Here is a 23,401-nt window from a genome sequence, read left to right on the forward strand (position 1 = left end):
ACTTTTATTAGCTCGATGAGGGTAATAGCCGTACAGGCCGTTTGATCAAAATGCAAACGACACAAGTCATTATTTATGGTTTGTAGCGTGCCCTATCAATCGCTGATCAAGGCTTGGCTTGCGGATGATGTAAACGACAGCCGGCGACCTGAGGTGGTAACGCAGAGCGCATCGGTGGCCTTGATGCAACGAAGCGTAGACAAGGGCGTCCAAGTGCCGCATTTGGTTAAATTGCTATCGCTCACCCTCAAGGCCAGGCCAAATCCGGAGAATAATGATGGCACTGGCATGAATTGAATATCGAATGACGTATTTTCCGAAAACCATATTTCGAACAGAGTCAGGCACCGGTGCCATTTCAACGGGTGTGCCCATGTTGAAGGAGTCTGGAAGTAATTCGATTTTGCCAACCAGCTCTGAAGCTATCCTGGCTGCCGCCGTCGGATTATGCACTGCAATAAACTCCCGAAGACGTATCAAATCACCAATGGCTTCGTCCGTGTAAACCAGTTTCACTTACCTGACCCCGGGGCATCCTGCTCGTTTTCGGTTCCCCAGCTCTTAAGCCAGTTGTGAACCTCGCTAGCATCAACAACCTTGCCCTGGGCGGCAGACTCCATTGCCTCTAACGTTTGCCTCCACCGCTCTTGCTCGAGCTGCTGCTTTTCTATGTATTCCGCAAGCGCCTGGTTAATCACCCAGCCTTTGCTCCTGTGCAGCCTGCTGGCGATGGCTTCCAGATGCTGTTCAACGTCTGCTTGAAGGCGAACTGTGGTGACACTCATGGCTATACCCCCAAATTTGGCGACTACAACGTATTACAGCATAGTCACTGAGGGTGCGGCAAAAATTTAACGCCCTATGTTCAGCGATGCAGCTCTGCTACATCCGGTGCGGTCCTCCGGCCGCACGGACTGAAACGTACTGTTAGTCGCGTAGCACATCGTCTATTAGATCCCATCGTCCCTCGTATTGAGAAATGTTCCAGAAATAGGGTGCTGCACCCTGTTGGACTGCTACTGCACGAACTAAGCTATCTTTTCTTTGCTGCCCCTTCTTCCCAGGAGTAGACAGCCACGTTCGGTGCCGTTCGGCTACGTTAAGGGCCATTTCATTACAGGGAACTATGTAATACCGAAATGGATCTGAGGAACCGGGCGTAGGTATTCCAGCAATTATCCAGAAGAACCGCGAGCCATACACTCGTTCGGCTTTCTTTCCCACGCTGCATGTCTTGTTACTAGGTACGAATGTTTTCACTTGAATATGAACGAACTTTGTACCGTCCCTGTTGCTACAGAGCACATCAGTATTCGGAGTGTTTCCAAGAGTTACTACTGCCGCATAACCTCGGCGACACAGCTCACCTGCCACAAAGAACTGACTCGAATTACCTCTGTGACTTTTGTCTCTAGCGGATGAGTTCATCTATACCTCGTAGCTACTAACGCAAAGCACACGGGCGCGAGTTTACGAGCGTCCCGCCGCCGCTTACGGCGGCGTAGTGATGCGACTGGTTATGTGTTGATAAAACGAGCAAGGCGATTCCTTACGGAGTCGGGCCAAGATTTAGGATTCTTGCCGAAAAGATCTATAGCTTGCTCATATTCTTTTTGCAGCTCAATGAGCTCGCCTGCTTCAAGGAGCTTTTCATACTGCGAATGAAAGTCTTTAGCATATCTTTCAAAAAGAGACTCATCATCGGGCGACTTTTCTCGTTTAGCACAAAGCTTTAACTTTTCATAGACAGACGAAACACCTAGGTTCTGAAATGCTTCCTGAATTTCTTTACACTTGTGGCCAAATGTCTTTTTGCAGTCATCTCTAAAGGCCGGGATTAGTGTCCTCTCTGCGTACTCAACCCCCTCCTTATAACGCCCTGCTTTCTGAAAATAGGGGATTATCTTTGTATATAGGCCACCAGAAAACCCGCCAGTTTTTGCCATTTTCGGGATAATAGATTGCAATAGCGATATAGCGCCATCATAGTCTCCGCTTTTAGCCAAGGCTGTCGCAGTTTTGGTAGATTCTCGAATATCCATAGTTCTCCCGAATTTTACACATAACGCCCGTGCTCAAGTGCAATTTTGGAGCTGTAAAGCAGCGGAGAAATTTTCGCTTGCAGCCGATTGTTAAGTGTAATCACCACCGATTGTACCTCTGCATGTTGGGAGTAAAACCCTCTAGAAGATGAGGGTTATTCCGCAAATGGTCTCGCGCCCATGGCTGAATGTTGTAAGCCCAGCCATTAACCATATCACCCATATTGCTAGCTCGGTACAATATATTTCTTGCTTCTAAGCTGCCTTTAATACCATCCTCCATCAGAAAATATTGAGTAGTTTCCTCGCCGAAAATATAAGGAGCAAGATAAGCCTTTTCGTTTGGTGTTAGGTTTACCAAATCGGCTTTTCTAAGCTCCATTAGTTTTCTGGACTTCCTCGACTTTTGCCACTTCACAACCTGTGCTTTGGAGAAACTCAACAACCCGGTAATTGATTGAGCAAAAACAATAGAGAGCGACAGAACGAAGCAACCTCCGATATATGGCGTATTGGCATCTCGAAATTCATTCAACCCGATAGTTTCAATTAGCTCCCCACTGCCAAATAGCACGATGCCGGAAGCTATAGCCAAGCCAGTAAAAATCACTGGACTTGTTTGTTTTATCGAGCTCAAAAGCCCGCTGAATGCTTCGATCATATTAGACACTTAACGCCAATATTAAGCGGCGCCCTTGGAGTGCAACGGAAAGGGCGTCCGGTGGACGGCCGCCAGGCCGGGAACGAACTTGAATGACTGGTTAGAAGGCATGATCACCTGCCCACTAGGTAATATAGGGTGAGACCACCAATCACGGCGCCCACGATACCAAACATCCAAGCAAGAATAGGCTTTGCGACCCTCCACAGAGAGGTACTTCTATCCACGCCGGATTCATTCTTAACCTTGAATGATTCCAAGTACTCACGACCGGGCAGAGTAATACGAGGCTCAAGGTAGGCATCGCCATCATCCGAGCACGCATCCGCCGCATCTAAATACCCGGACTCGACCAACTCCTTCACGACTGAAACCGGATAATCACTGGATTCATTGATTTCATCAGGAAGAGTCTGGTTGGCGGCTGCCTCAAGAACTCGTTGATGTTCGGTGGTTGGCATGATGCTTTCTGCCCTTCTAACAGTGATTATACGGAAGGCAGCAAAACCTCAATAAACGCGACAGCACATTCATTGGGATTTTGCAGCCCACTATGTTGACTCTACCTCACTGATTCTTCTGAAAGCAAAGCCAATTTTGGCAACATAGCCAAAATTCGCGTGCCTTCTCGTTTTGCTCGTTTCAATCATACTGGACCGCAACCACATCATCCGGCCCTGCGTATTAGGTCGACGGGGCTCCTTCACACCAGCGCCACACGCTCCAACCGTTCACCCAACCACTGCTGCCTTAGCCCGCTCTGCTGATCGAGTAGCAGCGTTAGATACGGCTGTAGCGGATGTGTGGCAGGTAGTTGGTCGCGGTGGTGTTGCAGGCGTGGGCGGTGTTCGAGTTGTTTTGCGGGGTCGTGGAAGGGGGTGGCCTGCTCGGTGAGCCATGCGAGCGGCGGGAGTAATAGGTGCGAGGCGCCGCTGGAAAGCGCGATACCAATGCCTCTTATATCGAAGTCACCGGCGTAGAGGTGCGGCTTTTGGGTGGCCTTCCAGGCGCTGGCGATTTGCTTGAAGCCGCCGCCGTAGTGGCTATCGCCGCGGTAGACGACCAGAGGGTTTGCGTAGTCGCTTAGCGCGGGGATTGGCGGTGAAAAGGCATAAAAGCTGTCCAGGTTTTCAACCTGGATAAGCACGTCGCACTGCTCAAGGTTTATCTCTCGCCAGTCGACATCGTGCATTGAGCGCGGCTGGGCCGAGAGCCAGGCGGGGGGACTGGCGGGAATGTTAACCAGCACCCGCTGGGCGCGTGGGCCTTGGCGGTTGGTTTTATCTTCATTGACGCCCTGCTCCGCTTGCTCAGCACTGGTCAAGCCGCTTTGCCATTGCTCAATGGTGACCAGTCGTTGGCTTTCAAGTGCTTCGTTTACCTGCTGAATAAGGGCACGGTCAAAGCGCAGGGATTGGTGGCTAATTCTGGGGCCAAGCTCAATATGCTGCGCATCGCACCAGTGGATGAAGGTTGCGATCCATTGCTGGCAGCGCTTCTTGTCGATCCACGACTGCTTGCGCAGCTGACGCTCGATTTCGCTCAATTTTTTGTAAGCCTGGGCAGTGAGCATCTGGTCATCCATCGTTACACCGCCAGGCCTAACGAAACGTCGCGGATCAGCTTCACATCGTTGTAGGCGCTCGCCCGCTCTTCCTGCTGATGAAGATGAAACGCGCGCTGCTCGCTATGCGGCAGGCCCTGGTGCTCGGCGATGACCTGAAACAGCCAGATTTCTGGAGGCCATTGCAGCTCGCTTTGGTTGAGGTAGTCCAGGGCGCTGATGGAGGCTTGCTCGGCGCGGTCCACCACGTTGAGGTAGAAGGTTTCGACGTCATCCTTGAGCGCCTGCTGGCGGGCGGCGATGAGCATGTCTTCGACGTGTTCCGCCGGGCGTGCCGCGGTGACCGACTGGGCGGCACGTAACGGCGTGGGCACATTTTCCAGCAGCGCGCTGAGGGTGGGCATGTCCTGGGCGCGGTCCAGCGCGACGGCCCCGGCGGCGGTGAGGGGGGCGGCGTGGTTGAACAGCGCGGGCACCTCGCTGCGGCGGGCGTAGTTGCCGGGGGTGAAGCCTGGGTGTTCGCGCAGGAAGGCGGCCATGCCTGAAACCAGGCGGCTGCGTGCCTGCATGCGGCGAAAACGCGCCATCAACTCGATCAGGCGGTGCTGCACCTCACGCAGGCTGGTGTAGTGCTGGCTGAGTTGCTGTTGCAGCTGACTGATCAACACCTTGCGCAGCGTACCGTCGCTGCCCACCAGTTCGATCAACTCGTCAAAGTCGATCAGCGCCAGCCCGTCGAGCAGGCGGACCACCTGCTTTTGCGCGCGGTCGTTTTCGCGCACCTTGTCGTTGAGCTGGCTGACAAAGCCGAAATCGCTGTTGAGCCGCTGCCACAGGCTGTCGATAGCGTCGGCAAAGCGGCCGTTCATGTCATCCACCGCCTGGCGCAGGCGCAACAGTTGCTGCTCCTGCTGCCAGTAGTCGCCGCGGCTGCTGGAATCGCGATAGCTCTGGATCAGGCTGCGGATCAGCTCCAGCGCCTCAGCCACATCGGCGTTGACGTGGCGCCGGGCTTCATCGGACACCATTTCGGCGATCAGTTCGCGGACCTTGGGGGTCAGCTTGAGACCGCCCTGCTCGTCGGGCCGCCAGACAATACGCGCGCTTAAAAGCTTGCGCAGCGCGGTGTGGCTCAGCCCTTCCAGGGGCACTTGATCGTTGGCGTAGCCCTGCATCAACGCCTCGGCGTGGCGGCCCAGCAGGGCCAGGCGCTCCACCCCGGTGGTGATCAGGCGACTTTCCAGCCCTGGCGTTTCCGCGTCGTTCACAGCAGCGCCTCCTGAGTATCCTCGCCCTCGTCGTCCACCGGCAGGTGCTCTTCGTCGCGAATAAAGCGCACCAGTTCGAGCAGGTAGTCGACCTTGCCGGTGACCAGAAACACCTGACGGTCGGCGTGGGGTTGCAGCAGGTAGCCGTGCTCTCTTAACCGCTTGAACACCTGCTTGACCTGGGCGTCCAGCTGGTCGCTTTGGGAGCCGAAGAAGCTGTCGGTGGCCAGGCGCTCAATGCGTTCCCGCAGGCTGGGGTTGTCTTCGCTTTTGGCCTGCAGCTCGCCGGGTTTGAGCACATCACCGGGGGACAGCACGCTGTCGCGGCCCAGGGCTTCCTGCACCAGCTGTAGCCATTCCAGCAGCGGCAGCAGACTGTTGACGGTGTCGCCCAGTTGGCGGGCGAGCTGGTCCCGCGCGCTGTCATCCAGCTGACGCCAGGCGAGAAAATACACGCCTTCCTCCTGGCTGCTGGCCACGCGGCGGTTGAGCGGGCGCAGGTAGCTGTCGATGGCCTCGCGCGTGGCGTCATCCTGCAGGCGCTTGAAGGCGCTTTCGTCGCTCACCGCGCAGATAAACTCGCCCGCCAGCAGCCGTTCCAGCAGCGGGCCATGGGGTAGAAGACTCATATCGCTCATACCGGCACCTCCTCATGGCGGGCTTTGAGCCGCTCGGCCAGGCGGCTTTGGCGGGGCTCGATGCGTTTTAGCCGTCGTTTGGCGGGGTCGTCGGCGTCGCGGTCGATCAGGTAGCGGTTGTGGAACAGCAGCAGCACGTCGGATTCCGGGTTGGGGAAGGCGCCGACAATATGAATCTGGTTGCTGTCGCAGGCGTCAAACAGCTTTTCGACGTTGTGGTAGGCCAGCGTGCCGATCTCATCAATGGGCCAGTGAATGGCGATTGCCGCCCGGCCGCGCAGCAGGCGGGTAAAGGCGAGCAGGAACTTGCACAGAATCAGATACGCCATGCCGTGGCTGGACGATTCGAGCAGTTGGCGGTCGTTCTTGATGATCAGGTCGGTGCCGCCTTCGTTGAGGTGCAGCTCCAGGCGCAGCAGGCTTTCAAAGCTGTATTGCTGGTCGCTGCGCAGCAAATCGACCACGTCCGCCAGGGCGTTCAAGTAGTCGTCGCTGGGCAGGGTCTGCTCGGAGTCGCGCCAGGCCTTGTAGCGCTGGGCAAACAGCTTGAGCGGCTCCCAGAAACCGAGTTCGTCAATGGTCGACTGGATGCGCACCTCGGCCTTGCTGATGCCATCCAGGCGCAGGTCGTCGGCCACTTCATCGGAGAGGCGCTTGCTCTGGGCGCTGATGCGGCGATTGAGGTCGCGAAACACGGTGAAGAACTTGTCCAGATCGTCGCTGAGATTGCGCCCCTGCTGAATCAGCTGTTGCTGCTGGTCTTCCAGCAGTTTGACCATGCCGCCGAGCAGCGGCAGCAGCGCTCGCGGGTCGTCGGGGTCGGCCAGCCGGGCGCGCTCGCTTTCCAGCGCATCGACAAAGCTGGTGCTGGCCCCTTTGATCAGTTGGCTCTCCGCTTCCTGGCAGCCTTTGCGCAGCGTATCGCGCTCCTGGGCCCGGCGCGAGAGTGCCTGACGGGTGCGCGCCAGCCGTTCGGCGACATCGCCGGGAGCCTCCTGCTGGGGCGTGGCGTCCGAGGTCAGGGTGAGTTCATCAAGCTGCTTGAGCAGCGGCTTGAGGTCGTTGAGCACCTCGTGGCTTTCGCGGCGCTTGGTTTCAAACGCGGCGACGTGCTGCTGGTGGGCGGCCTTGGTGGCTTTGAAGGCCTGCTGGTGTTCTTCGCGCTGTCGCTGGGCGGCGTCTATCTCACGGCTTAAACGCCCCTCCTGCTCGACCAGCTCCGGTTTGCGCTGCCCCCAGCTTACGCGCATAAAGCGCTTGTAGGCGTCCAGCTCGTCCTGACGGGCGGCGGTGTGACGGATGTGCTCGTCCAATTGCTGCAGCCGGGCGCGGGTATCCCGCAGTTTTTCCGGATCGACGCCCTGGGCTTTCAATTCCTGGTCGAACGCCTCTTCCAGCTCTTCGCACTGGCGCTTGTGCTCGGCTTTCTGCTCGGTGAGCTGGGTCTTGTACTGCTGAATCTGCCGGTCGATGGACTCCAGCTGGCTTTGCGCATCGGCTTTTAGCTCCAGCAGTTCGGCCTGTTGGGCGGCGTTTAGCTTGTCCAGCGCAGTCTGGCGTTCGTCGCGCAGGGCTTGCTGCTGCGCTTGTTGTTCCTCTAGGGCGGCTTCGTGGTCGGCCTTGCGCTGACGCTGCGCCTCGGCATGGCGCGCCTGGCACTGGCGACGGGCCTCCTGGGCGTACTCGACTTCTTCATCGGCGCGCTTCACCGCCAACTGGGCCTGGCTTAGCGCTTCATCGGCGGCCTGGACGCGCTCGTTATGCCGTTTGAGCTGCTTTTCGCTGTTGGCAAGCTCGGCCTCGGCGCGCACCACGGCGTCGTCCGCCGCTTCAATGGCGGCCAGCAGGCTGGCTTCATCCTGGGCGTAGTCCGGCGGCTCGATCAGGTGGGTATCCAGCACCAGGCCATAAAGGTCGTCGCTGGGTTGCTCGGTCAAGGCGGGCGAAAGGTCACGGCGCTCCAGCAGCTCGGGGGCGATCACCTTGCCCAGCCGCTGCTCCCATTCGGGCAGGTGGTAGCGCAGGAAATGGCGCAGCGAGCCTTGGGCGGGGTCGCGCTGGCGGTGCAGCGCCTGGCTGGTTTGCTGGGCGCGGGTCAGCGTCCGGCGTGCATCCGCGTGGGCCTGTTCGGCGCTATCGCGTTCGCGCTTCAGGCTATCTAGCTCGCGGCGCTGGCTTTCCCGCTGGCTACTGGCGGCGTTGTGGTCGCTTTGCGCCTGGTCGATCCGCGCCTGCACTAGCGCGGCCTCTTCGCTTTCCTCCGCCGTGGGGCCGCTGTGGCTAAGCGCGGCTTTCAGCGCTGCCAGCCGTTCAACCCCCTGGTTGAGGCGTGCCTGAAAACCGGCTTCTGTCTCTTCACGCTGGGTCTGGTAGCGGGCATCGAGATGGCGCTGGGCCTCCCAGTGGGCTTCCTGGTGCGCGGCTTTTTCTTCAGCCAGGGCGTCGACCAGCCCCTGAATCTCTTCGCTTTGGCGGGCCAGCGCTTCGCCCAGCTCGCGCAGCCGCTCTTCCTTGCGGGCCTGGCTTGCCTGCACGGCCTCTTGCAGGGCAGTCAGGTGGCTTTTCAGTTGCTCGAACTGCTCGCGTTTTTGGGGCAACGCGTTGAGGTCGCGCTCAAGGGCGGGCATGTCTGCCGCCTCATAAGCTTCATACTGGTCCTGCAGGTCGCTCAGGTCGCGCTGGGTTTGCTTGAGACCGCTTTCCAGCTCGCTGAGCTGCTCGTTCAGCTCATCCCGGGCCGCCTCGTAGGCGTTTTTCTCGGCGTCGAATGCCTCTTGGCGCGTATTCATATCGGCTTCGGCATCGGCCAGGGTGCGCTCGACGTGGTGGCGGTCGGCTTCCAACTGCGGTTTCAGCTGCCACAGTGCGGCCTCCACATCCGCCAGCTCGCGGTCAACGTCGTGCAGCTTGGCAAGCGAGCGCTGCAGCGGCTCCAGGCGCATGGATTGGCGCATCTGGTCAATCCACTCCCGCGCCTTGGCACTGCGAATGCGCGTCACCGGCAGCTCGACGCCGTCCTCTTCGAAAATCGCCGCTAGCATGGTCTTGAGGGTATCCATCTTGCCCTCTTTGGCATGCACCGCTGAGACCAGCTTTTCGATGTGGCGAATGCGATGCTCGGGCTTGACCAGGCTAAACTGCGCGGCCATCTGGCGCAGCTTGAGGGCATCCTTACGATTGCCGTGGGGCATGATGCCGGGCGTGGGGGTAAAGTCGTTCTGGATCACCGCGCGGTATTCGGAGGTGGCCGTGAGCTTGGACGATACGCTGATGTTCTCCCGCCGCAGGCCGTTGGCCCACTGGGCGTATTCCAGCGCCACGGCGCCGTCTTCCCCCTCCACCAGATAATCTTCTGGCCGGTAAGGCGCGGCGACAAAGCGATACTCTACCCCGCCTTCGGATTTGCGGGTCAGCACCACCTGGCAGATATTGCCCGCTTCGCGGCGGTATTCGTAGACCAGATAACTGTTGCGGTGGGGCAGGTAAAAGGCATCGAACTTCATGCGCGTTTTGGGGACGACTTTATTGGGTAGCTCGCCATAAAACACCGGTACCAGGCGCTGCAGCGTGGTTTTACCCGAGGCGTTGGTGCCGCAAATATTAGTGTGGCCATCCACACTCAGTTCGACCACCCCTTCCAGGTGGCCGTGAATCATCACGATGCGTAGCAGGTGGGCCATGCCGTGTCCTTTCGATGACTAACCGGATCGTTTACTGATCGCTGAAAGGGACTATCTTGCCAGACACTGATCAGAGCGGCTATCGGGTTGACGAAGCGCGACAGTTAGAATGGCTGAGTAAAGGATGGCAAAATATAGCACCCAGTGCTATAAAAAGGGATACGCACAAGGGAATAAGATGCGAATATTTAAAAATAAGGCGTTCAGCAAATGGGCAGCAAAGGAAGGGTTAGACGATGCTGACTTGCTGGCCGCAGTTGATGAAATGGAGCGTGGCCTGATTGATGCCGACCTGGGCGGTCATGTGGTGAAAAAGCGCGTGGCAATGGGTGGCCGAGGCAAGAGTGGCGGGGGCAGAACGTTGTTAGCTTACAAGATCAATAATAGAGCGTTCTTTGTTTATGGTTTTTCCAAAAACGCTCGCGCTAATATCAGCGCTGATGAACTGAAAGCATTGAAATACCTAGCGAAAGAACTGATCGGTTATAGTGACACAGCAATAGACGAGGCCATCATGCATGGCGCGCTAATTGAGGTAGAAAACGATGGATAAATCAATCTTAGACGTAGTGCATGAAACGGCTCAAGACCTGCACACAGCTGGTGTGATGAAAGATGCAACACTGCGTGAGTTCGATGCCCTCTGCCTGCCGCCTGTAAAAGAGTACACAGCAATACAAATCAAGCGGATTCGCACCAAGAATAACGCCAGCCAGGGCGTGTTCGCAGCGTACCTGAATACCAGCGTCTCCACCGTTCAGAAATGGGAACAAGGGCAGAAGAAACCTAATGGCCCGTCGTTGAAGCTGCTGAATCTGGTGGCAGAAAAAGGCTTGGAAATACTGGCTTAATCGTTAGGGCTTTCTACTCCACCCAGCAGCCCTTCAAAGAAACTCACCGCGTTGGCTTCCAGCCCTTCCAGGTAGTAACCACCTTCCTGCACCACCAGTGTGGGTAAATTCAGACTCGCTACTGTGCGGCCAAGTTGACCAAAGCCTGCTGTAGAGACCGCCACCTTGGCCTGGGGGTCGCGCTCATAGATATCAAACCCCAGCGCCAGCACAATCGCATCCGGCTCATACAGACGAATGGCCTGGCAAGCTTGTTCGAGACGGTCAAAAAACACCGGTTCCTTGGATCCGTGGGGCATCGGCAGGTTGAGGTTATAACCCAGCCCGGCGCCCTGCCCGCGCTCGTCTTCGAAGCCCGTCACCGCGGGATAGAAATTGGTGGTGTCACCGTGGATCGAGATATACATGACATCGTCGCGCAGGTAGAAGATTTCCTGAATACCCTGCCCGTGGTGCATGTCCGGGTCCAGCACGACGACCCGTGGGTAGCGCGAAGTAAGGTGCTGCGCCGCAATGGCCGCATTATTAAGGAAACAAAAGCCACCTGCGGAATCGATGCCTGCGTGGTGGCCCGGCGGGCGCGATAACGCATAGGCAAATCGCTCACCGTCAAGCAACGTCTCGGCTCCGGCGACCGCACTTTGCGCTGACCAGTAGGCCGCTTGCCACGTATGCTTGCCCACCGGCGCGCTGCCGTCGGCCAGGTAGCGCGCGGCTTCCGCCAATATGCCGCGCAGGGCGTTAGATGAACGGACGAAGATGTTGGAGATCACTTCTTCACCCCAATCTTCGCCAAGGGCATGCCAACGCTGATGAGCATTTTGCAGAAAGCGCAGATAGGCCAGCGAATGCACCGCCCTCAGCGGCGCCACCCCATAGTCGGCAGGCGTTTTAACATCGAAGCCAAGCTTCTGGGCAGCGGCCAGCAGGTGGGTGGTGCGTTCAGGCACTTCCTGGGGCGTTCGCATCTTCCCCCGCGAGAAATAGACTTGCGGCCGGTGAAGCGACTGGTCATCGTGGAAGTACGTTTTCATGCATTATCCCCCGTTTCACCGACTCCCTTCACCACGAAATCGCGGGCAACGCCGATGTGGTAATCAATCGCCTCACGGCAAGCTTCAGGACGGCCACTGTCCAATGCCTCCAACAGTTTAAAGTGGCTGGTGGCGATGGTGTCTGGGGACTCATGGGTCTTGGTAATCAAGGTAATACATAAGCGCAGTTCATGGCTCAGATCGTCAAACGCGCGCAGCAGTCGCTCATTGCCTGCGTGGTGCAGCATTAAGCGGTGAAACTGTAAATCCTCTTCGATCCGACGGGTGCCATCGTTTCCTTCCGCTGCCTCACAGAGCAGCTCTACTTGCTGTTCCAGCGCGTGTTTGGCCTCAGGCGTATAGCGCTCTGCTAAACGCTGAATTGCATGACGCTCAAGGCACAGCCGCAGATCAAACACATCTTCGAGTTCAACGGCTTTCAACGCTCTTACAAAGAAGCCCCGGCGAGGTTTTGAGATCAACAAACCGCGGCTTTCCAGCAGGCGAGCGGCCTCGCGAACCGGCGCTCGGCTGACGCCCAATTCACGAGAGAGCTGCACTTCAGATAGCCGTTCACCTGGTAAAAAGTGTTGCTGGATAATCGCTTGGGTCAGGTAATCGGCAACTTGCTCGACAAGATTTTGCTGCTGGATAAAAGCCCTGGGAGCCACTGCTGATGTGGTCATATCAATTACTCATAGGGTGTGACGCATTCTCTCCAGTATGAAGAAAAAACTCGCCTTGTCGACGGACGATTGCCGACTGTCGACAGTTTTTCAAAGCGCTGCTATGTTCAATAAGACCCCTAAACAAACATAACAACTGGGCTGTTACCACACGCCTTGCTCGCCTAACGACTGCGCAATCCCTGTGTGCTAATAACTGAGGAGCAGGAAACATGAAGACACCTTTGGCTTTGGCAATCTCCGCTTCAGCACTCGCTTTTACCTCAACTACCCTGGCCGATGACCCAAAACACGGTGGCACCGTCGATACGATTATTCAGCCAGAGCCATCGGGCTTGGTGCTCGGCATGACCCAAAATGCCCCCACTCGAACGGTATCCGGCAATATTTACGAAGGGCTTTTACGCTACACCACTGACCTTGAACCCGAGCCCCAACTGGCAGAATCCTGGGAAGTCAGTGACGATGGCCGCACCTACACTTTTCATTTACGCGATGACGTTACCTGGCATGACGGTGAAGATTTTACTGCCGAGGACGTGGTGTTTTCCGCCGATGTCTTCCACCGCGAGCTTAACCCCAGCGCGCGGGCAGTGTTAAAGCATGTAGAAAACATTGAAGCTACCGATGACCATACCGTTGTCTTCACCTTAAGTGACCCTTTCGGCCCCTTTTTACTCTCTTTCGAGGCGGGCACTTTCACCATGGTGCCTGAGCACCTCTACGCGGATACCGAGTTTCGCGACAACGAACATAATGACCACCCCATTGGCACCGGCCCGTTCAAGTTCTCCAACTGGGAGCGCGGTACGGTCATTGAGCTGGTCAAAAATGAGGAGTACTACGAAGAGGACCTGCCCTACCTGGACGGTGTGAACTGGCACGTTATTCCTGATGGTGCCTCCCGCGCCGTGGCCTTCGAAAACGAAACGGTCGACGTGCTGCCCAGCGGCACTGTGGAAAACTTCGACATACCACGTCTTTCCGAGATGGATAATGTCTGCATGACCGAACAGGGCCACGAATACTTTAGCCCGTTCGCCATGCTGTGGATGAATAACCGCGAAGGCCCTACCGCCGATAAACGTTTCCGCCAGGCGGTGATGTATGCCATGGACAGAGAATTTGCTCGGGACGTGCTGTGGAATGGCTTGGGCAACGTACCGCTTTCTGCTTTTGGCTCAAATGCGCATTTCCAGAACGATGAACTGGAACCCTACGACCACGACCCGGAACGTGCCCGCGAACTGCTCGACGAGATGGGGTACGACGACGAAGAAATCACTATCTTACCGCTGCCCTACGGTGAAACCTGGACTCGCTGGGCGGAAGCCGTGCAGCAAAACCTTCGTGAAGTGGGCATTAACGTAAAAACCGAATCCACCGATGTGGGCGGTTGGAACCAACGTCTTGGGGATTGGGACTACGATTTGGCCTTCACCTACCTGTTCCAGTACGGCGACCCGGCCTTGGGTATTTCACGCACCTACCTTTCCGATAATATTGAAAAGGGCTCACCCTGGAATAACGTTGAAGGTTACGAAAACGAACGCGTGGATGAGCTTTTCAACGAGGCCGCCACGGCCTTTCCTGACGAAGAGCGCGAAAAACTATACCGCGAAGTACAGGAAATCCTGCATGAAGACGTGCCCGTTGGCTGGCTGATGGAGCTCGGCTTTCCCACGCTTTACCGCTGCGATGTGAAAAACCTGGTGACGTCGGGCGTGGGTGTTAACGACGGCTTTAAAGATGCCTGGCTAGACCGCTAAGCCCAAGCCACGCTCAGGTGGCGAAAGCTGCCTGAGCGTTCCACCGTTGTTAGGACACTTGACCATGCTTTACGCACGCTTGATTACCACGCGGCTTTTTAAAGCGGTGACGGTGCTGTTTCTAATCGTCATTTTTAATTTTTGCCTGATCCACCTCGCCCCAGGCGACCCTGCCGCCATTATGGCGGGGGAAGCAGGGGCCACCGATCAAGAGTTTCTCGACCAGCTGCGCGAACGGTTTGGGCTTGATCAACCGATTTATGTACAGCTATGGCGCTATATTTCCGGAATCGCCACGCTGGATTTTGGCTACTCCTACCGCCAGGAAGCGCCGGTTTTCGACCTGATCATGGCGCGTATGCCTGCCACCCTGCTGCTCACCGGTACCGCTTTTGTGCTTTCGCTGGTGTTGGGCATTGTCGCGGGCTCCATGGCGGCGGCGCGGGTAAAAAAACCGTCCGGCTCGCTGATTATGGCCCTGGCACTGGTGTTCTATGCCACACCGCTTTTCTGGATAGCGCTGATGTCGGTGGTGCTGTTTTCCGTCTATCTCGGCTGGCTGCCCGCCTATGGGCTTTACACCGTGGGTGCTGGCCACACGGGGCTTGCACTGGTAATCGATATCGCCAAACACCTGGTGCTTCCCGCCACCACCTTAGCGCTGTTCTTTATGGCGATTTACACCCGCATGACGCGCACCTCAATGCTGGAGGCCTCTCAGCAGGATTACGTTAAAACCGCACGGGCGAAAGGGTTAAAGCCGAGCATTATTCAGCGCCGTCATGTGCTGCGTAACGCGCTACTGCCGATTATTACGCTAGCGGGGCTACAGGCGGGGCAAATGGTCGGGGGCGCGATACTCACCGAAACCGTTTTCGCTTGGCCGGGCATCGGCAGACTGATGTATGAAGCATTGCAGCAGCGCGACTACAGCCTGCTATTGGGTATTTTCTTCTTCTCGGCGGCCTTGGTCATCGTCTTCAATATCATCACCGATTTGGTCTACAGCCTGGCTGATCCGCGCATCAAGAAGGGGGCCGCATGAGCTTTTTTGCACGCTTTGCGCAAAACCGTGGCGCGCTGGTGGGGTTGATTATTCTGTTGATGATTATTGCCATGGCCATTCTTGCGCCGCTGCTGTTTCCCGAGTCTCCCTGGCGTATGGCGCAGCGGCCTTTTCTGCCGCCACTCTCCCAAGAGGGCTTTCCCATGGGCACCGACACCATGGGCCGCAACGTAGCGGCAGGCCTAATGCATGGTGCCTGGGTTTCGCTGCTCATTGGGCTGGTCTCAACCTGTGTCGCGCTGTTGATTGGCGTGCCGCTTGGGGCCGTTGCCGGTTACTACGGCGGCTGGATTGACGATGTATTGATGCGCTTTACCGAGTTTTTTCAGACTATTCCCAACTTTGCCTTGGCGATTGTGCTGGTGGCGATTATGCAACCCAGCGTCACCTCGATTGTATTGGCGATTGCGGTTGTCAGTTGGCCACCGGTGGCTCGTTTGGTGCGCGCTGAGTTCATGTCGCTGCGCAATCGTGAGTATGTCGAAGCCGCGCGTTTGGTGGGGCAATCCAACACCACGATTATCATTCGCCAAATTCTACCCAATACGCTGTCGCCGATTATCGTGCTGGCCTCGTTAATGGTAGCAACCGCGATTTTGCTGGAATCGGCGCTGTCGTTTCTCGGTTTGGGCGATCCTAACGTGATGTCCTGGGGTTATATGATTGGTGCTGCGCGGACAGTGATTCGCCAGGCCTGGTGGCTAAGCTTCTTCCCTGGGGTGGCGATTTTGCTCACCGTGCTGGCGTTAAATCTGGTCGGTGAAGGTTTAGATGATGCCTTGAATCCGAAACTTTCCCGCGAACGCTAAGGACTTTATATGCCTATTACAGAGAATCAATCGGCTGAAATCGTCCTCAGCATTCGCGACCTGAACATTGCGCTCCCCAAAGGGGCTGATCGCGCCCTGGCGGTGGAGGACGTTAGCTACGATGTAATGCGCGGGGAAATAATGTGCGTGGTGGGCGAATCCGGCTCTGGCAAGTCGATGGCCGCTAACGCCGTGATGGGGCTGCTACCCAAAGGCGTACGCGCCACCCAAGGCGAGATACTGTTTGAAGGCCAAAACCTACTCGCCCTCAGCGAAAAGCAGCACCGCGCCCTACGCGGCCTAAAGATTGGCATGATCTTTCAAGAGCCGATGACCGCCCTTAACCCATTAATGCGGGTAGGCGAGCAAATTGCCGAAGTGTTTGAGGCGCACGGCCAGCTCACCCCTAAAGAGCGCCAGGCCCGCGCCCTGGCGTTGTTGATTGAGGTGGGCATTCCACAGCCGGAGAAAGCCATTCGCGCCTATCCGTTCGAGCTTTCCGGTGGCCAGCGTCAGCGGGTAATGATTGCCATGGCGCTCGCGCTTGAACCCGTGCTACTGATTGCCGATGAGCCCACCACCGCACTGGATGTCACCACCCAAGCGCAGATTTTGGAGCTGATTCGCGACCTGCAAAGCCGACGCGGCATGTCGGTGATGTTTATCACCCACGACTTTGGCGTCGTCGCTGAAATCGCCAATCGTGTCTGCGTGATGCGTCACGGTAAGGTTGTTGAGTTAGGCGACGCTAAAGCAGTGCTTGAAAACCCGCAAGATACCTACACCCAAGCCCTGATTGAGGCAATTCCCAGCAATGCGGTACCGCACCACCGAGAGACCAGCCAGGTGGCCCCGCTGCTGGAGATCAAACAGCTTAATAAAGTATTTCGCTCCCGAGGGGGATTGTTTAAACCTGCCCGGGAAGTACGCGCCCTAGAAAACGTCTCGCTCACCTTAGCGCGAGGCGAAACGCTAGGTATCGTAGGCGAATCAGGCTCGGGCAAATCTACCCTAGGCCGCTGCGTGGTGCGGCTTGAGCACCCTGACAGCGGCGAACTGCTGTTGGATGGCGTGAATATTTCCCAGCTTAAAGGTGATGCGCTGCGCCGTGAACGCCACCGCATGCAGATGATTTTTCAAGACCCCTACGCCTCGCTCAACCCACGCACCAAGGTAGGCATGGCGATTGCCCAAGGGCCCATCGCCAACGGCACGCCAAAAGCCGCAGCGCTCAAACAGGCAGGCGAGCTGTTGGACATGGTGGGCTTGGGCGCCAGTGCCGTGGAACGCTTTCCACACGAATTTTCCGGTGGCCAACGCCAGCGTATCGGCATCGCCAGGGCGCTAGCGCTGAACCCCGAGCTTATAGTGGCGGACGAGGCGGTGTCGGCGCTGGATGTATCGATCCAAGCGCAGGTGTTGGCGCTGTTGCAGGAACTAAAGCAGCGCCTGTCTCTTTCGCTTCTGTTTATTACCCATGACTTACGCGTCGCCGCACAGATTTGCGACCGCATTGTGGTGATGCAACATGGTCGCATCGTTGAGCAAGGCAGCGCCGAGCAGATTTTTCTCGCTCCCCGCGAGGCATATACTCAAGCGCTGCTCAAGGCGATCCCCGGTCGTGAAGCACCCGTGGCGGCAGCGGTGTAGCTTTTCATAAGCTGGTTCAATATGGAAAAGACAAATTAAGGAACCTCAATGCAGATAACCCTTGAGGCATTGCGTGCCATTGTAGGTCCAGCCCACGTATTGACCGGCGACGATGTACACAGCCGTAGCGTGGACTGGATGACCGGCGGCGCCTGCCAGGCTGGGGCGATTGTTCGCCCGGCGGATACCGAGCAAGTCGCCGCGGTGATGCGCGCCTGCCATCAGGTACAGCAGGCAGTGGTTACCCATGGCGGGTTAACTGGGTTAGTTCACGGCGCTGAGGCGAGCCCTGACGAATTAGTGATCTCTCTTGAGCGGCTGACCGCCATTGAAGAGATAGACCAAGTGGGTGGCACCCTCACCGTGCAGGCGGGCGCACCGCTGCAACGTGTGCAAGAGGCTGCCAACGAGGTGGACCTGCAATTCCCGTTGGATCTGGGCGCCCGTGGCAGTTGTACGATTGGCGGCAATATCGCCACCAATGCCGGCGGCGTTCGAGTGATTCGTTACGGCATGATGCGCCAGCAAGTCTTGGGGCTTGAAGTGGTCATGGCAGATGGCCGAGTGGTCAGCTCCATGAACCGTATGCTCAAAAACAATGCCGGGTTTGATCTAAAGCAGCTGTTTATCGGCAGCGAAGGCACCCTGGGCATTGTGACCCGCGCGGTACTCCGGTTGCAGCCACCCACCCCCAGCGAACAAACAGCGCTCGTCGCTTGCCCCTCGTTTGAGGCATTAACCGGGCTACTCAGCCAGATGGGCAGAGCATTGGGAGGAAGTCTCGGAGCCTTCGAGGTCATGTGGCAAAACCACTACCGTTTGCTGACAGACACACTGGGGCGCCACACGCCACCGATTGCGACGGAGCATCCGTTTTATGTGATTATTGAGTCGCTGGGCAGCGATTCCGAGCGCAATGCCACCCAGTTCCGCGAAGCGCTAGAAAGTGCTTTAGAGAGCGGTTTGATGGTTGATGCGGTGATTGCGCAATCCAGCACCCAGCGCGATGGGCTATGGGCCATTCGTGAGGATATTGAAGGGTTGATCAAAGGATTGGCGCCGTTACTTACCTTTGATGTCAGCCTGCCGATTGCTGATATGCAGCGCTACACCGATGCCCTGGAAGCACAGTTGACGAAACGCTGGCCCACGGCGCGATTAGCGGTGTTTGGTCATTTAGGCGATGGTAACCTGCATATTTCTGTCAGCGCGGGAAGTGCCGAAGTCGAGGTGCGCCGCGAAGTGGAAGCCATGGTTTATCAACCACTAGCAGCGCTTGGCGGCTCCGTCTCCGCCGAACACGGCATTGGTCTTGAGAAGCGCCCGTGGCTTAGCACATGCCGCTCCAGCGCCGAGATCGACTTGATGCGCACCCTCAAGCAGACCCTCGACCCGCTTAACCTACTTAACCGCTATAAAATTTTGAGCTAATTAGTTTATTCCTAGGATACTGCTATGCCCCGCTACCCCGAGCACTTAACCGGCGAAGGCCCCGCCAATCCGTTTCCGGGCATCAAGGTGCTGGAGCGCCGACTTGGAAAGGCGATCCCCCATCGGCTGGGCTCTAACGAAGGCCTGGATATGCCTCACCGTGCCCTACGCGAGCACTTTGGCGATGCCCTGGCCGAACATGTTTACTGCTACGGCGACGCCGAGGCGCTGGGCGTTCGTAAGCGTGTTAGTGAACAGCAGGGTATCTTGCTGGAAACACTGCTGGTGGATGCCGGTGCCGATAGCCTAATGGCGCTGGCCCTGCGCACCACCTGCGAACCCGGCGATACCGTGGTAAACACCGCCGGGACCTACCCCACCTTTGGCTACTTCGCCAAGGGCCAGGGCTGCCTCTTGATCGAGCCCAGCTACCATGAAGCACCGGGGGTGCTGGCCCCCGACCTCGACGCTCTGGCGAATGCGGCGCATGAAGCAAACGCGAGATTGGTATATCTGGCCAACCCGGATAACCCCAGCGGCCACTTACACAGCGACAGCGCCATCCTCAAGCTGCGCGAGGCACTACCCGACAGCTGCTGGTTACTATTAGACGAAGCCTATGGGGATTTCCGCGACGACGCGGGCAGCGAGTTCGCCGCCAAGGCGCTCCCTGGGGTGATTCGCCTGCGTACGCTCTCTAAAGCCCACGGCCTGGCCGGCTTGCGGATTGGCTACGCCATTGCCGACTCTGACGTGCTGGCGATGATGATGAAGGTGCGTATTCACTATGCGGTATCATCGTTAACGTTAGCCGCCGCTGAAGTGGTGCTCGACCACCCTGACGAGGTACATCAACACGTCGCTGATGTGAAAGCGCGCCGTGAGCAGTTGGCAGAACACTTTCGCGCCCTCGGCGCCGATGTGCTGCCCAGCGCTACCAACTTTATCGGCATTCGCTTGCCCAGCGCTGAACTTGCCACACAGGTGCACCAGCAGTTGCTCGCCAACGGTGTATTAGTCACTAGACTGGTACACCCTGAACTGGCCAACATTATCCGGATTACCGCGGTACAGGCAGCGTTGGAGCCGGGGAGATTGGCGGCTCTCGAACAGGCTATTAAGGCTTAAGCTGGCGTTAGCCAGTGCCCGAAATCATTCAGTTCACCCCGCACAGCCTGACGATATAGGCCCTGCAGTTGAGCGGTCACGCTATCAGGGCTGATGGGTTCGTTAACAGGCGGCGCGCCCGCGCGTCCGCCGATGCGGCGACCATCCAGCTCGCGCAGCGGCAGTATTTCGGCGGCGGTGCCGGTTAAGAAGGCTTCATCGGCGGTGTAGAGCTCGTCGCGGGTGATGCGCCGCTCGCGCACATCAATGCCCAGCACTGTTTGCGCTAACTGAATCACGCTGTCCCGGGTGATGCCTTGCAGGCATGAGGTCACTTCCGGCGTGTGCAGCACGCCATCGCGCAGCAAAAAGATGTTCGCCGCCGAGGCCTCGGCCACATAGCCCTCCGGGTCGAGCATGATGGTTTCATCAAACCCGGCTTTGATCGCGGTATTCAGCGCCAGTATCGAGTTAACATAGTGGCCGTTGGTTTTCGCCCGGCAGAGGCTGATATTGACGTGGTGGCGCGCCCAGGATGAGGTCAACGCACGCAAGCCATGGGTCGCAGCCTGGGGCGAAATGTAAGGGCCTAAATCCCAGGCGGCGACCATTACATGGGTAGTTAGCCCTTGAGCACGCAACCCCAAGCCTTCCGCGCCGAAAAACACCGTCGGTTTTAGATAGGCGTTAGTTAGCTTATTTTTAGCCAGGCACTGACGTTGGACCTCGATCAAATCAGCTTCGCTAAACGGCAGCGGCATATCCAGCGAATGAGCGCTTTCCGCCAAGCGGCGTGTGTGCTCGGCAGCACGAAAAAGATGCGTGCCGCTGGGGCCAGCGTAGGCGCGCACGCCCTCAAAGCAGCCCATGCCGTAGTGCAGCGTATGGGTGAACAGATGCACCTTGGCATCTCGCCAAGCCAACCATTCACCATCCTGCCAAATCCAGCCATCGCGATCATAAAGCGGTGTCATCGGGTCGTTTGCTCCCACTGTTGGCGCCAGCTATCGATTAACGTTTGCTGGTGCGGTTGCAGGGCCTGATAGCCCCAAGCGGCAATTTCGTCGTTTTGCGGGTCGGGCACGGCTATTGTGCTGCCCGCCAGGGTTTGGATCACCGCGTGGCCGCATAGCGGTACATAGCCTTCGGAGTAGCCGCCTTCGTGAATAAACACCAGTTTGCCATTGCAACAACGCTCGGCCAGGGCTTTCAACTGGGCGGTCATGGAGGCAAACGCCTGGCTGTTGAGCAGCATTTTGCCTAATGGGTCTTTGGCACAGGCGTCGTAACCGCAGGCCACCACAATCAGCTCAGGATTAAAGGCCTCCAAGGCGGGCAGCACCAGTTGTTCCATGGCGTACGCGTAGGCGCCCAGCCCACAGCCCGGCGGCAGCGGCAGGTTTAGGTTGGCGCCCGCGCCTGCACCTTCGCCCTGCTCGTCAAAGCCGCCGGTTTCCAGCGGGTAGTTAGCGGCTTGATGAAGGGAAACAGTGAATACTTCTGGCTCATCATAAAACGCCGCCTGCTGGCCGTTACCGTGGTGAACATCCCAATCAAGTATCGCCACGCGATTCACCTGCCCCAAGGCGCGAGCGCGCATCACCGCCACGGGAATATTACCCAATAGGCAAAACCCGCGACCCTGGTCGGCCTCCGCGTGATGGCCGGGCGGGCGACACAGGGCGTAGGCGTTGTTGACCTCGCCCAGCGCCACAGCTTCAACGGCTGCCAGCGCTAGACCCACAGACTGGGTGGCCGCTGCCCAACTCCCGGGCATAAAGGGCGCGCAGTCGCCGCCATTGCCGCCGCGCGCTTTATCCCCCGCCTGCAGTTGCTCTAAATAGCGCGGAGTGTGAAAGCGCAGTAGATCATCGAGCGTCGCGGCAGGCGGTTTCACTACGCGAAGCTCGTCAATCAGTCCGCTGACTTCGAGAATATTTTTCAGCCGTCGCTTGCTCTCAGGGCTTTCCGACGCGGCTTGGGGCTGCAAAAATTCACCGGGTGCCGAAAATACGCCAATGGCGCCCTGCTCGTGCCAAAAGCAGCGTTCGTGCCAGTAGAAGCCTGTTGTGTCTGTGAGTGCACTCACGGCGACGATGCCTCCCACACTTCAATGGCGGCGGCTAAATCTTCAAGCGATGCGCCTACCGACTTAAACAGGGTAATGGCTTGCTTATTAGAGCGCCCTGATTTGCTTCCGGCTAGCACTTCGGCAAGCTCCGCCTGAATATCGTCAAAGCGGAAAGCTCCTTCATCAATAGCTTGCAGAATATCGCCGGCTTCGCCTTTGGCACCCGCGTAGGTATCGACAAACACTTCGGCGCGGCGCAGGCATTGCGCATCGGTTTCTCGCATTTGCGGGCGAAAAGCACCAATCAAATCCAAATGCGTACCTGGCGTGAGCCATTCACCTTTAATAAGCGGCTCGGTGGATAGCGTGACACAGCTAATAATATCTGCCCGAGCAACGGCCGTTTGCAGGTTATCGACCACATGGGTTTCAAAGCGCTCGGCGTAGTCCTTGGCAATCGCCGCCGCTTTACTGGAATTTCGTCCCCACACCAATACGCGCTTAATCGGCCGTACACGGGCATGGGCTTCAATCACCATTGGCGCCAGTTTGCCGGTACCAACGACCAGCAAGGTTTCTGACATATCATTGGCCAACGCCTGGGCGGCCAGCGCTGAAGCCGCCGCTGTGCGACGTCGCGTTAATTCGCTGCCGTCCATGCATGCCAGCGGCTGGCCGTGCTTGCCCTCGCTGAGCAGGTAGAGCCCGGAGATCGCTGGGATACCGTGGTCGGCATTTTGTGGAAACACGTTGACCATTTTGACGCCAATGTAGCCCGCGGCTTCCCAGGCAGGCATCAACAGCATCGTCGCCTCACCATCTGGCCGATGCATGGTGTGGTGGTGGCGCGGCGGAGACTCAACGCCAGTGACGAAGGTGGTTCGAAGACGCTTGATCAAACCATCCCAGGTAAGATCACGTGCAATCTCATTAGCTGAAATAACACGCATCTCATGCCTCCGGTAACGCAGCGAAAACGCTTATAAAGGCGTTGCTGTCTTGGTAGGTAGCGCTCAAGGTATCTCTCCAGGAAAAGAGTTATTCCTAGAGACTAAGCGATTAGCAGGGTAAATG

General features: G+C 57.4%; 22 protein-coding genes. 8 read left to right on the forward strand and 14 right to left on the reverse strand.

Annotation, left to right across the window (positions count from 1 at the left end; genetic code table 11):
- Positions 1–234: 234 nt before the first annotated feature.
- The 9 genes from GA0071314_RS14800 to GA0071314_RS14840 form a co-directional block, all read right to left on the reverse strand.
- A complete protein-coding gene (locus GA0071314_RS14800; RefSeq protein WP_074397360.1) occupies positions 235–516 on the reverse strand; it encodes a type II toxin-antitoxin system RelE/ParE family toxin in 282 nt (93 codons plus the stop codon).
- Entirely contained in the window at positions 513–785 is a 273-nt protein-coding gene (locus GA0071314_RS14805; protein ID WP_074397361.1) for a CopG family ribbon-helix-helix protein, read from the reverse strand. Before GA0071314_RS14805 ends, GA0071314_RS14800 begins: the two co-directional genes overlap by 4 nt.
- Positions 786–1,517: 732 nt before the next feature.
- Positions 1,518–2,042, reverse strand: coding sequence for a hypothetical protein (locus tag GA0071314_RS14810; RefSeq protein ID WP_074397362.1), 525 nt, complete (start codon positions 2,040–2,042; stop codon positions 1,518–1,520).
- A 100-nt stretch (positions 2,043–2,142) separates the two neighbouring features.
- Positions 2,143–2,703 carry a super-infection exclusion protein B gene (locus tag GA0071314_RS14815; protein WP_082934270.1) on the reverse strand — a complete coding sequence of 187 codons (561 nt, stop codon included), beginning with the start codon at positions 2,701–2,703 and terminating at the stop codon, positions 2,143–2,145.
- Between the two features lie 113 nt (positions 2,704–2,816).
- The gene (locus GA0071314_RS14820) at positions 2,817–3,164 is read right to left on the reverse strand and encodes a hypothetical protein (protein WP_074397363.1); all 348 of its coding nucleotides are present in this window, start codon (positions 3,162–3,164) and stop codon (positions 2,817–2,819) included.
- 242 nt (positions 3,165–3,406) lie between these two features.
- Positions 3,407–4,276, reverse strand: coding sequence for a DUF7281 domain-containing protein (locus GA0071314_RS14825; RefSeq protein ID WP_074398550.1), 870 nt, complete (start codon positions 4,274–4,276; stop codon positions 3,407–3,409).
- A 14-nt stretch (positions 4,277–4,290) separates the two neighbouring features.
- Positions 4,291–5,535, reverse strand: coding sequence for a hypothetical protein (locus GA0071314_RS14830; protein WP_074397364.1), 1,245 nt, complete (start codon positions 5,533–5,535; stop codon positions 4,291–4,293).
- The gene (locus GA0071314_RS14835; RefSeq protein ID WP_231896467.1) at positions 5,532–6,173 is read right to left on the reverse strand and encodes a condensin complex protein MksE; all 642 of its coding nucleotides are present in this window, start codon (positions 6,171–6,173) and stop codon (positions 5,532–5,534) included. The genes GA0071314_RS14830 and GA0071314_RS14835 overlap by 4 nt, the downstream gene beginning before the upstream one ends.
- A complete protein-coding gene (locus tag GA0071314_RS14840; RefSeq protein WP_074397365.1) occupies positions 6,170–9,853 on the reverse strand; it encodes an ATP-binding protein in 3,684 nt (1,227 codons plus the stop codon). The genes GA0071314_RS14835 and GA0071314_RS14840 overlap by 4 nt, the downstream gene beginning before the upstream one ends.
- A gap of 124 nt (positions 9,854–9,977) precedes the next feature.
- Here GA0071314_RS14840 and GA0071314_RS14845 point away from each other — a divergent pair, with 124 nt between their 5' ends.
- On the forward strand, positions 9,978–10,406 hold the full coding sequence (locus GA0071314_RS14845) for a type II toxin-antitoxin system RelE/ParE family toxin (RefSeq protein WP_442905894.1): 429 nt from the start codon (positions 9,978–9,980) through the stop codon (positions 10,404–10,406).
- On the forward strand, positions 10,399–10,704 hold the full coding sequence (locus GA0071314_RS14850) for a helix-turn-helix domain-containing protein (protein ID WP_074397367.1): 306 nt from the start codon (positions 10,399–10,401) through the stop codon (positions 10,702–10,704). The genes GA0071314_RS14845 and GA0071314_RS14850 overlap by 8 nt, the downstream gene beginning before the upstream one ends.
- On the opposite strand, the gene GA0071314_RS14855 is transcribed toward GA0071314_RS14850, so the two are convergent.
- On the reverse strand, positions 10,701–11,738 hold the full coding sequence (locus tag GA0071314_RS14855; RefSeq protein WP_074397368.1) for a histone deacetylase family protein: 1,038 nt from the start codon (positions 11,736–11,738) through the stop codon (positions 10,701–10,703). The genes GA0071314_RS14850 and GA0071314_RS14855 overlap by 4 nt on opposite strands.
- Positions 11,735–12,424: a GntR family transcriptional regulator gene (locus tag GA0071314_RS14860; RefSeq protein ID WP_074397369.1), complete on the reverse strand. Its 690-nt coding sequence runs from the start codon at positions 12,422–12,424 to the stop codon at positions 11,735–11,737. Before GA0071314_RS14860 ends, GA0071314_RS14855 begins: the two co-directional genes overlap by 4 nt.
- Before the next feature lie 212 nt (positions 12,425–12,636).
- Between GA0071314_RS14860 and GA0071314_RS14865 the strand changes: the two genes are divergently transcribed.
- The 6 genes from GA0071314_RS14865 to GA0071314_RS14890 all read left to right on the forward strand — a co-directional run bounded on the left by GA0071314_RS14865 (position 12,637) and on the right by GA0071314_RS14890 (position 20,277).
- Positions 12,637–14,193 carry an ABC transporter substrate-binding protein gene (locus GA0071314_RS14865; protein WP_074397370.1) on the forward strand — a complete coding sequence of 519 codons (1,557 nt, stop codon included), beginning with the start codon at positions 12,637–12,639 and terminating at the stop codon, positions 14,191–14,193.
- A gap of 64 nt (positions 14,194–14,257) precedes the next feature.
- Positions 14,258–15,238 carry an ABC transporter permease gene (locus GA0071314_RS14870; protein WP_074397371.1) on the forward strand — a complete coding sequence of 327 codons (981 nt, stop codon included), beginning with the start codon at positions 14,258–14,260 and terminating at the stop codon, positions 15,236–15,238.
- Positions 15,235–16,068 (forward strand): ABC transporter permease, encoded by an 834-nt coding sequence (locus tag GA0071314_RS14875; protein WP_074397372.1) that lies wholly within the window; start codon positions 15,235–15,237, stop codon positions 16,066–16,068. Before GA0071314_RS14870 ends, GA0071314_RS14875 begins: the two co-directional genes overlap by 4 nt.
- Positions 16,069–16,077: 9 nt before the next feature.
- Positions 16,078–17,718: an ABC transporter ATP-binding protein gene (locus GA0071314_RS14880; protein ID WP_074397373.1), complete on the forward strand. Its 1,641-nt coding sequence runs from the start codon at positions 16,078–16,080 to the stop codon at positions 17,716–17,718.
- A 48-nt stretch (positions 17,719–17,766) separates the two neighbouring features.
- The gene (locus GA0071314_RS14885; RefSeq protein ID WP_074397374.1) at positions 17,767–19,149 is read left to right on the forward strand and encodes an FAD-binding oxidoreductase; all 1,383 of its coding nucleotides are present in this window, start codon (positions 17,767–17,769) and stop codon (positions 19,147–19,149) included.
- Positions 19,150–19,173: 24 nt separating this feature from the next.
- Positions 19,174–20,277, forward strand: a complete 1,104-nt coding sequence (locus GA0071314_RS14890; protein ID WP_074397375.1) for a pyridoxal phosphate-dependent aminotransferase — start codon at positions 19,174–19,176, stop codon at positions 20,275–20,277.
- On the opposite strand, the gene GA0071314_RS14895 is transcribed toward GA0071314_RS14890, so the two are convergent.
- Genes GA0071314_RS14895 through GA0071314_RS14905 form a run of 3 tightly spaced genes read right to left on the reverse strand, consistent with a single transcriptional unit; the run spans position 20,274 to position 23,277 of the window.
- The gene (locus GA0071314_RS14895) at positions 20,274–21,230 is read right to left on the reverse strand and encodes a branched-chain amino acid transaminase (protein ID WP_074397376.1); all 957 of its coding nucleotides are present in this window, start codon (positions 21,228–21,230) and stop codon (positions 20,274–20,276) included. The genes GA0071314_RS14890 and GA0071314_RS14895 overlap by 4 nt on opposite strands.
- Complete coding sequence (locus tag GA0071314_RS14900; RefSeq protein WP_074397377.1) at positions 21,227–22,345, reverse strand: class II histone deacetylase; 1,119 nt, start codon at positions 22,343–22,345, stop codon at positions 21,227–21,229. Before GA0071314_RS14900 ends, GA0071314_RS14895 begins: the two co-directional genes overlap by 4 nt.
- Entirely contained in the window at positions 22,342–23,277 is a 936-nt protein-coding gene (locus GA0071314_RS14905) for an ornithine cyclodeaminase family protein (protein ID WP_074397378.1), read from the reverse strand. The genes GA0071314_RS14900 and GA0071314_RS14905 overlap by 4 nt, the downstream gene beginning before the upstream one ends.
- Positions 23,278–23,401 lie beyond the last annotated feature (124 nt).

Source organism: Halomonas sp. HL-93 (assembly GCF_900086985.1).
Taxonomy (GTDB): Bacteria; Pseudomonadota; Gammaproteobacteria; order Pseudomonadales; family Halomonadaceae; genus Vreelandella.

Bases quoted from the DNA above. Each gene is read 5' to 3' on its own strand.
- GA0071314_RS14850 (WP_074397367.1), top strand. From the start codon at position 10,399: ATGGATAAATCAATCTTAGACGTAGTGCATGAAACGGCTCAAGACCTG.
- GA0071314_RS14845 (WP_442905894.1), top strand. From the start codon at position 9,978: ATGGCAAAATATAGCACCCAGTGCTATAAAAAGGGATACGCACAAGGG.
- GA0071314_RS14825 (WP_074398550.1), bottom strand. From the start codon at position 4,276: ATGCTCACTGCCCAGGCTTACAAAAAATTGAGCGAAATCGAGCGTCAG.
- GA0071314_RS14890 (WP_074397375.1), top strand. From the start codon at position 19,174: ATGCCCCGCTACCCCGAGCACTTAACCGGCGAAGGCCCCGCCAATCCG.
- GA0071314_RS14860 (WP_074397369.1), bottom strand. From the start codon at position 12,424: ATGACCACATCAGCAGTGGCTCCCAGGGCTTTTATCCAGCAGCAAAAT.
- GA0071314_RS14815 (WP_082934270.1), bottom strand. From the start codon at position 2,703: ATGATCGAAGCATTCAGCGGGCTTTTGAGCTCGATAAAACAAACAAGT.
- GA0071314_RS14855 (WP_074397368.1), bottom strand. From the start codon at position 11,738: ATGAAAACGTACTTCCACGATGACCAGTCGCTTCACCGGCCGCAAGTC.
- GA0071314_RS14905 (WP_074397378.1), bottom strand. From the start codon at position 23,277: ATGCGTGTTATTTCAGCTAATGAGATTGCACGTGATCTTACCTGGGAT.
- GA0071314_RS14880 (WP_074397373.1), top strand. From the start codon at position 16,078: ATGCCTATTACAGAGAATCAATCGGCTGAAATCGTCCTCAGCATTCGC.
- GA0071314_RS14885 (WP_074397374.1), top strand. From the start codon at position 17,767: ATGCAGATAACCCTTGAGGCATTGCGTGCCATTGTAGGTCCAGCCCAC.
- GA0071314_RS14820 (WP_074397363.1), bottom strand. From the start codon at position 3,164: ATGCCAACCACCGAACATCAACGAGTTCTTGAGGCAGCCGCCAACCAG.
- GA0071314_RS14840 (WP_074397365.1), bottom strand. From the start codon at position 9,853: ATGGCCCACCTGCTACGCATCGTGATGATTCACGGCCACCTGGAAGGG.
- GA0071314_RS14875 (WP_074397372.1), top strand. From the start codon at position 15,235: ATGAGCTTTTTTGCACGCTTTGCGCAAAACCGTGGCGCGCTGGTGGGG.
- GA0071314_RS14810 (WP_074397362.1), bottom strand. From the start codon at position 2,042: ATGGATATTCGAGAATCTACCAAAACTGCGACAGCCTTGGCTAAAAGC.
- GA0071314_RS14865 (WP_074397370.1), top strand. From the start codon at position 12,637: ATGAAGACACCTTTGGCTTTGGCAATCTCCGCTTCAGCACTCGCTTTT.
- GA0071314_RS14895 (WP_074397376.1), bottom strand. From the start codon at position 21,230: ATGACACCGCTTTATGATCGCGATGGCTGGATTTGGCAGGATGGTGAA.
- GA0071314_RS14870 (WP_074397371.1), top strand. From the start codon at position 14,258: ATGCTTTACGCACGCTTGATTACCACGCGGCTTTTTAAAGCGGTGACG.
- GA0071314_RS14835 (WP_231896467.1), bottom strand. From the start codon at position 6,173: ATGAGCGATATGAGTCTTCTACCCCATGGCCCGCTGCTGGAACGGCTG.
- GA0071314_RS14805 (WP_074397361.1), bottom strand. From the start codon at position 785: ATGAGTGTCACCACAGTTCGCCTTCAAGCAGACGTTGAACAGCATCTG.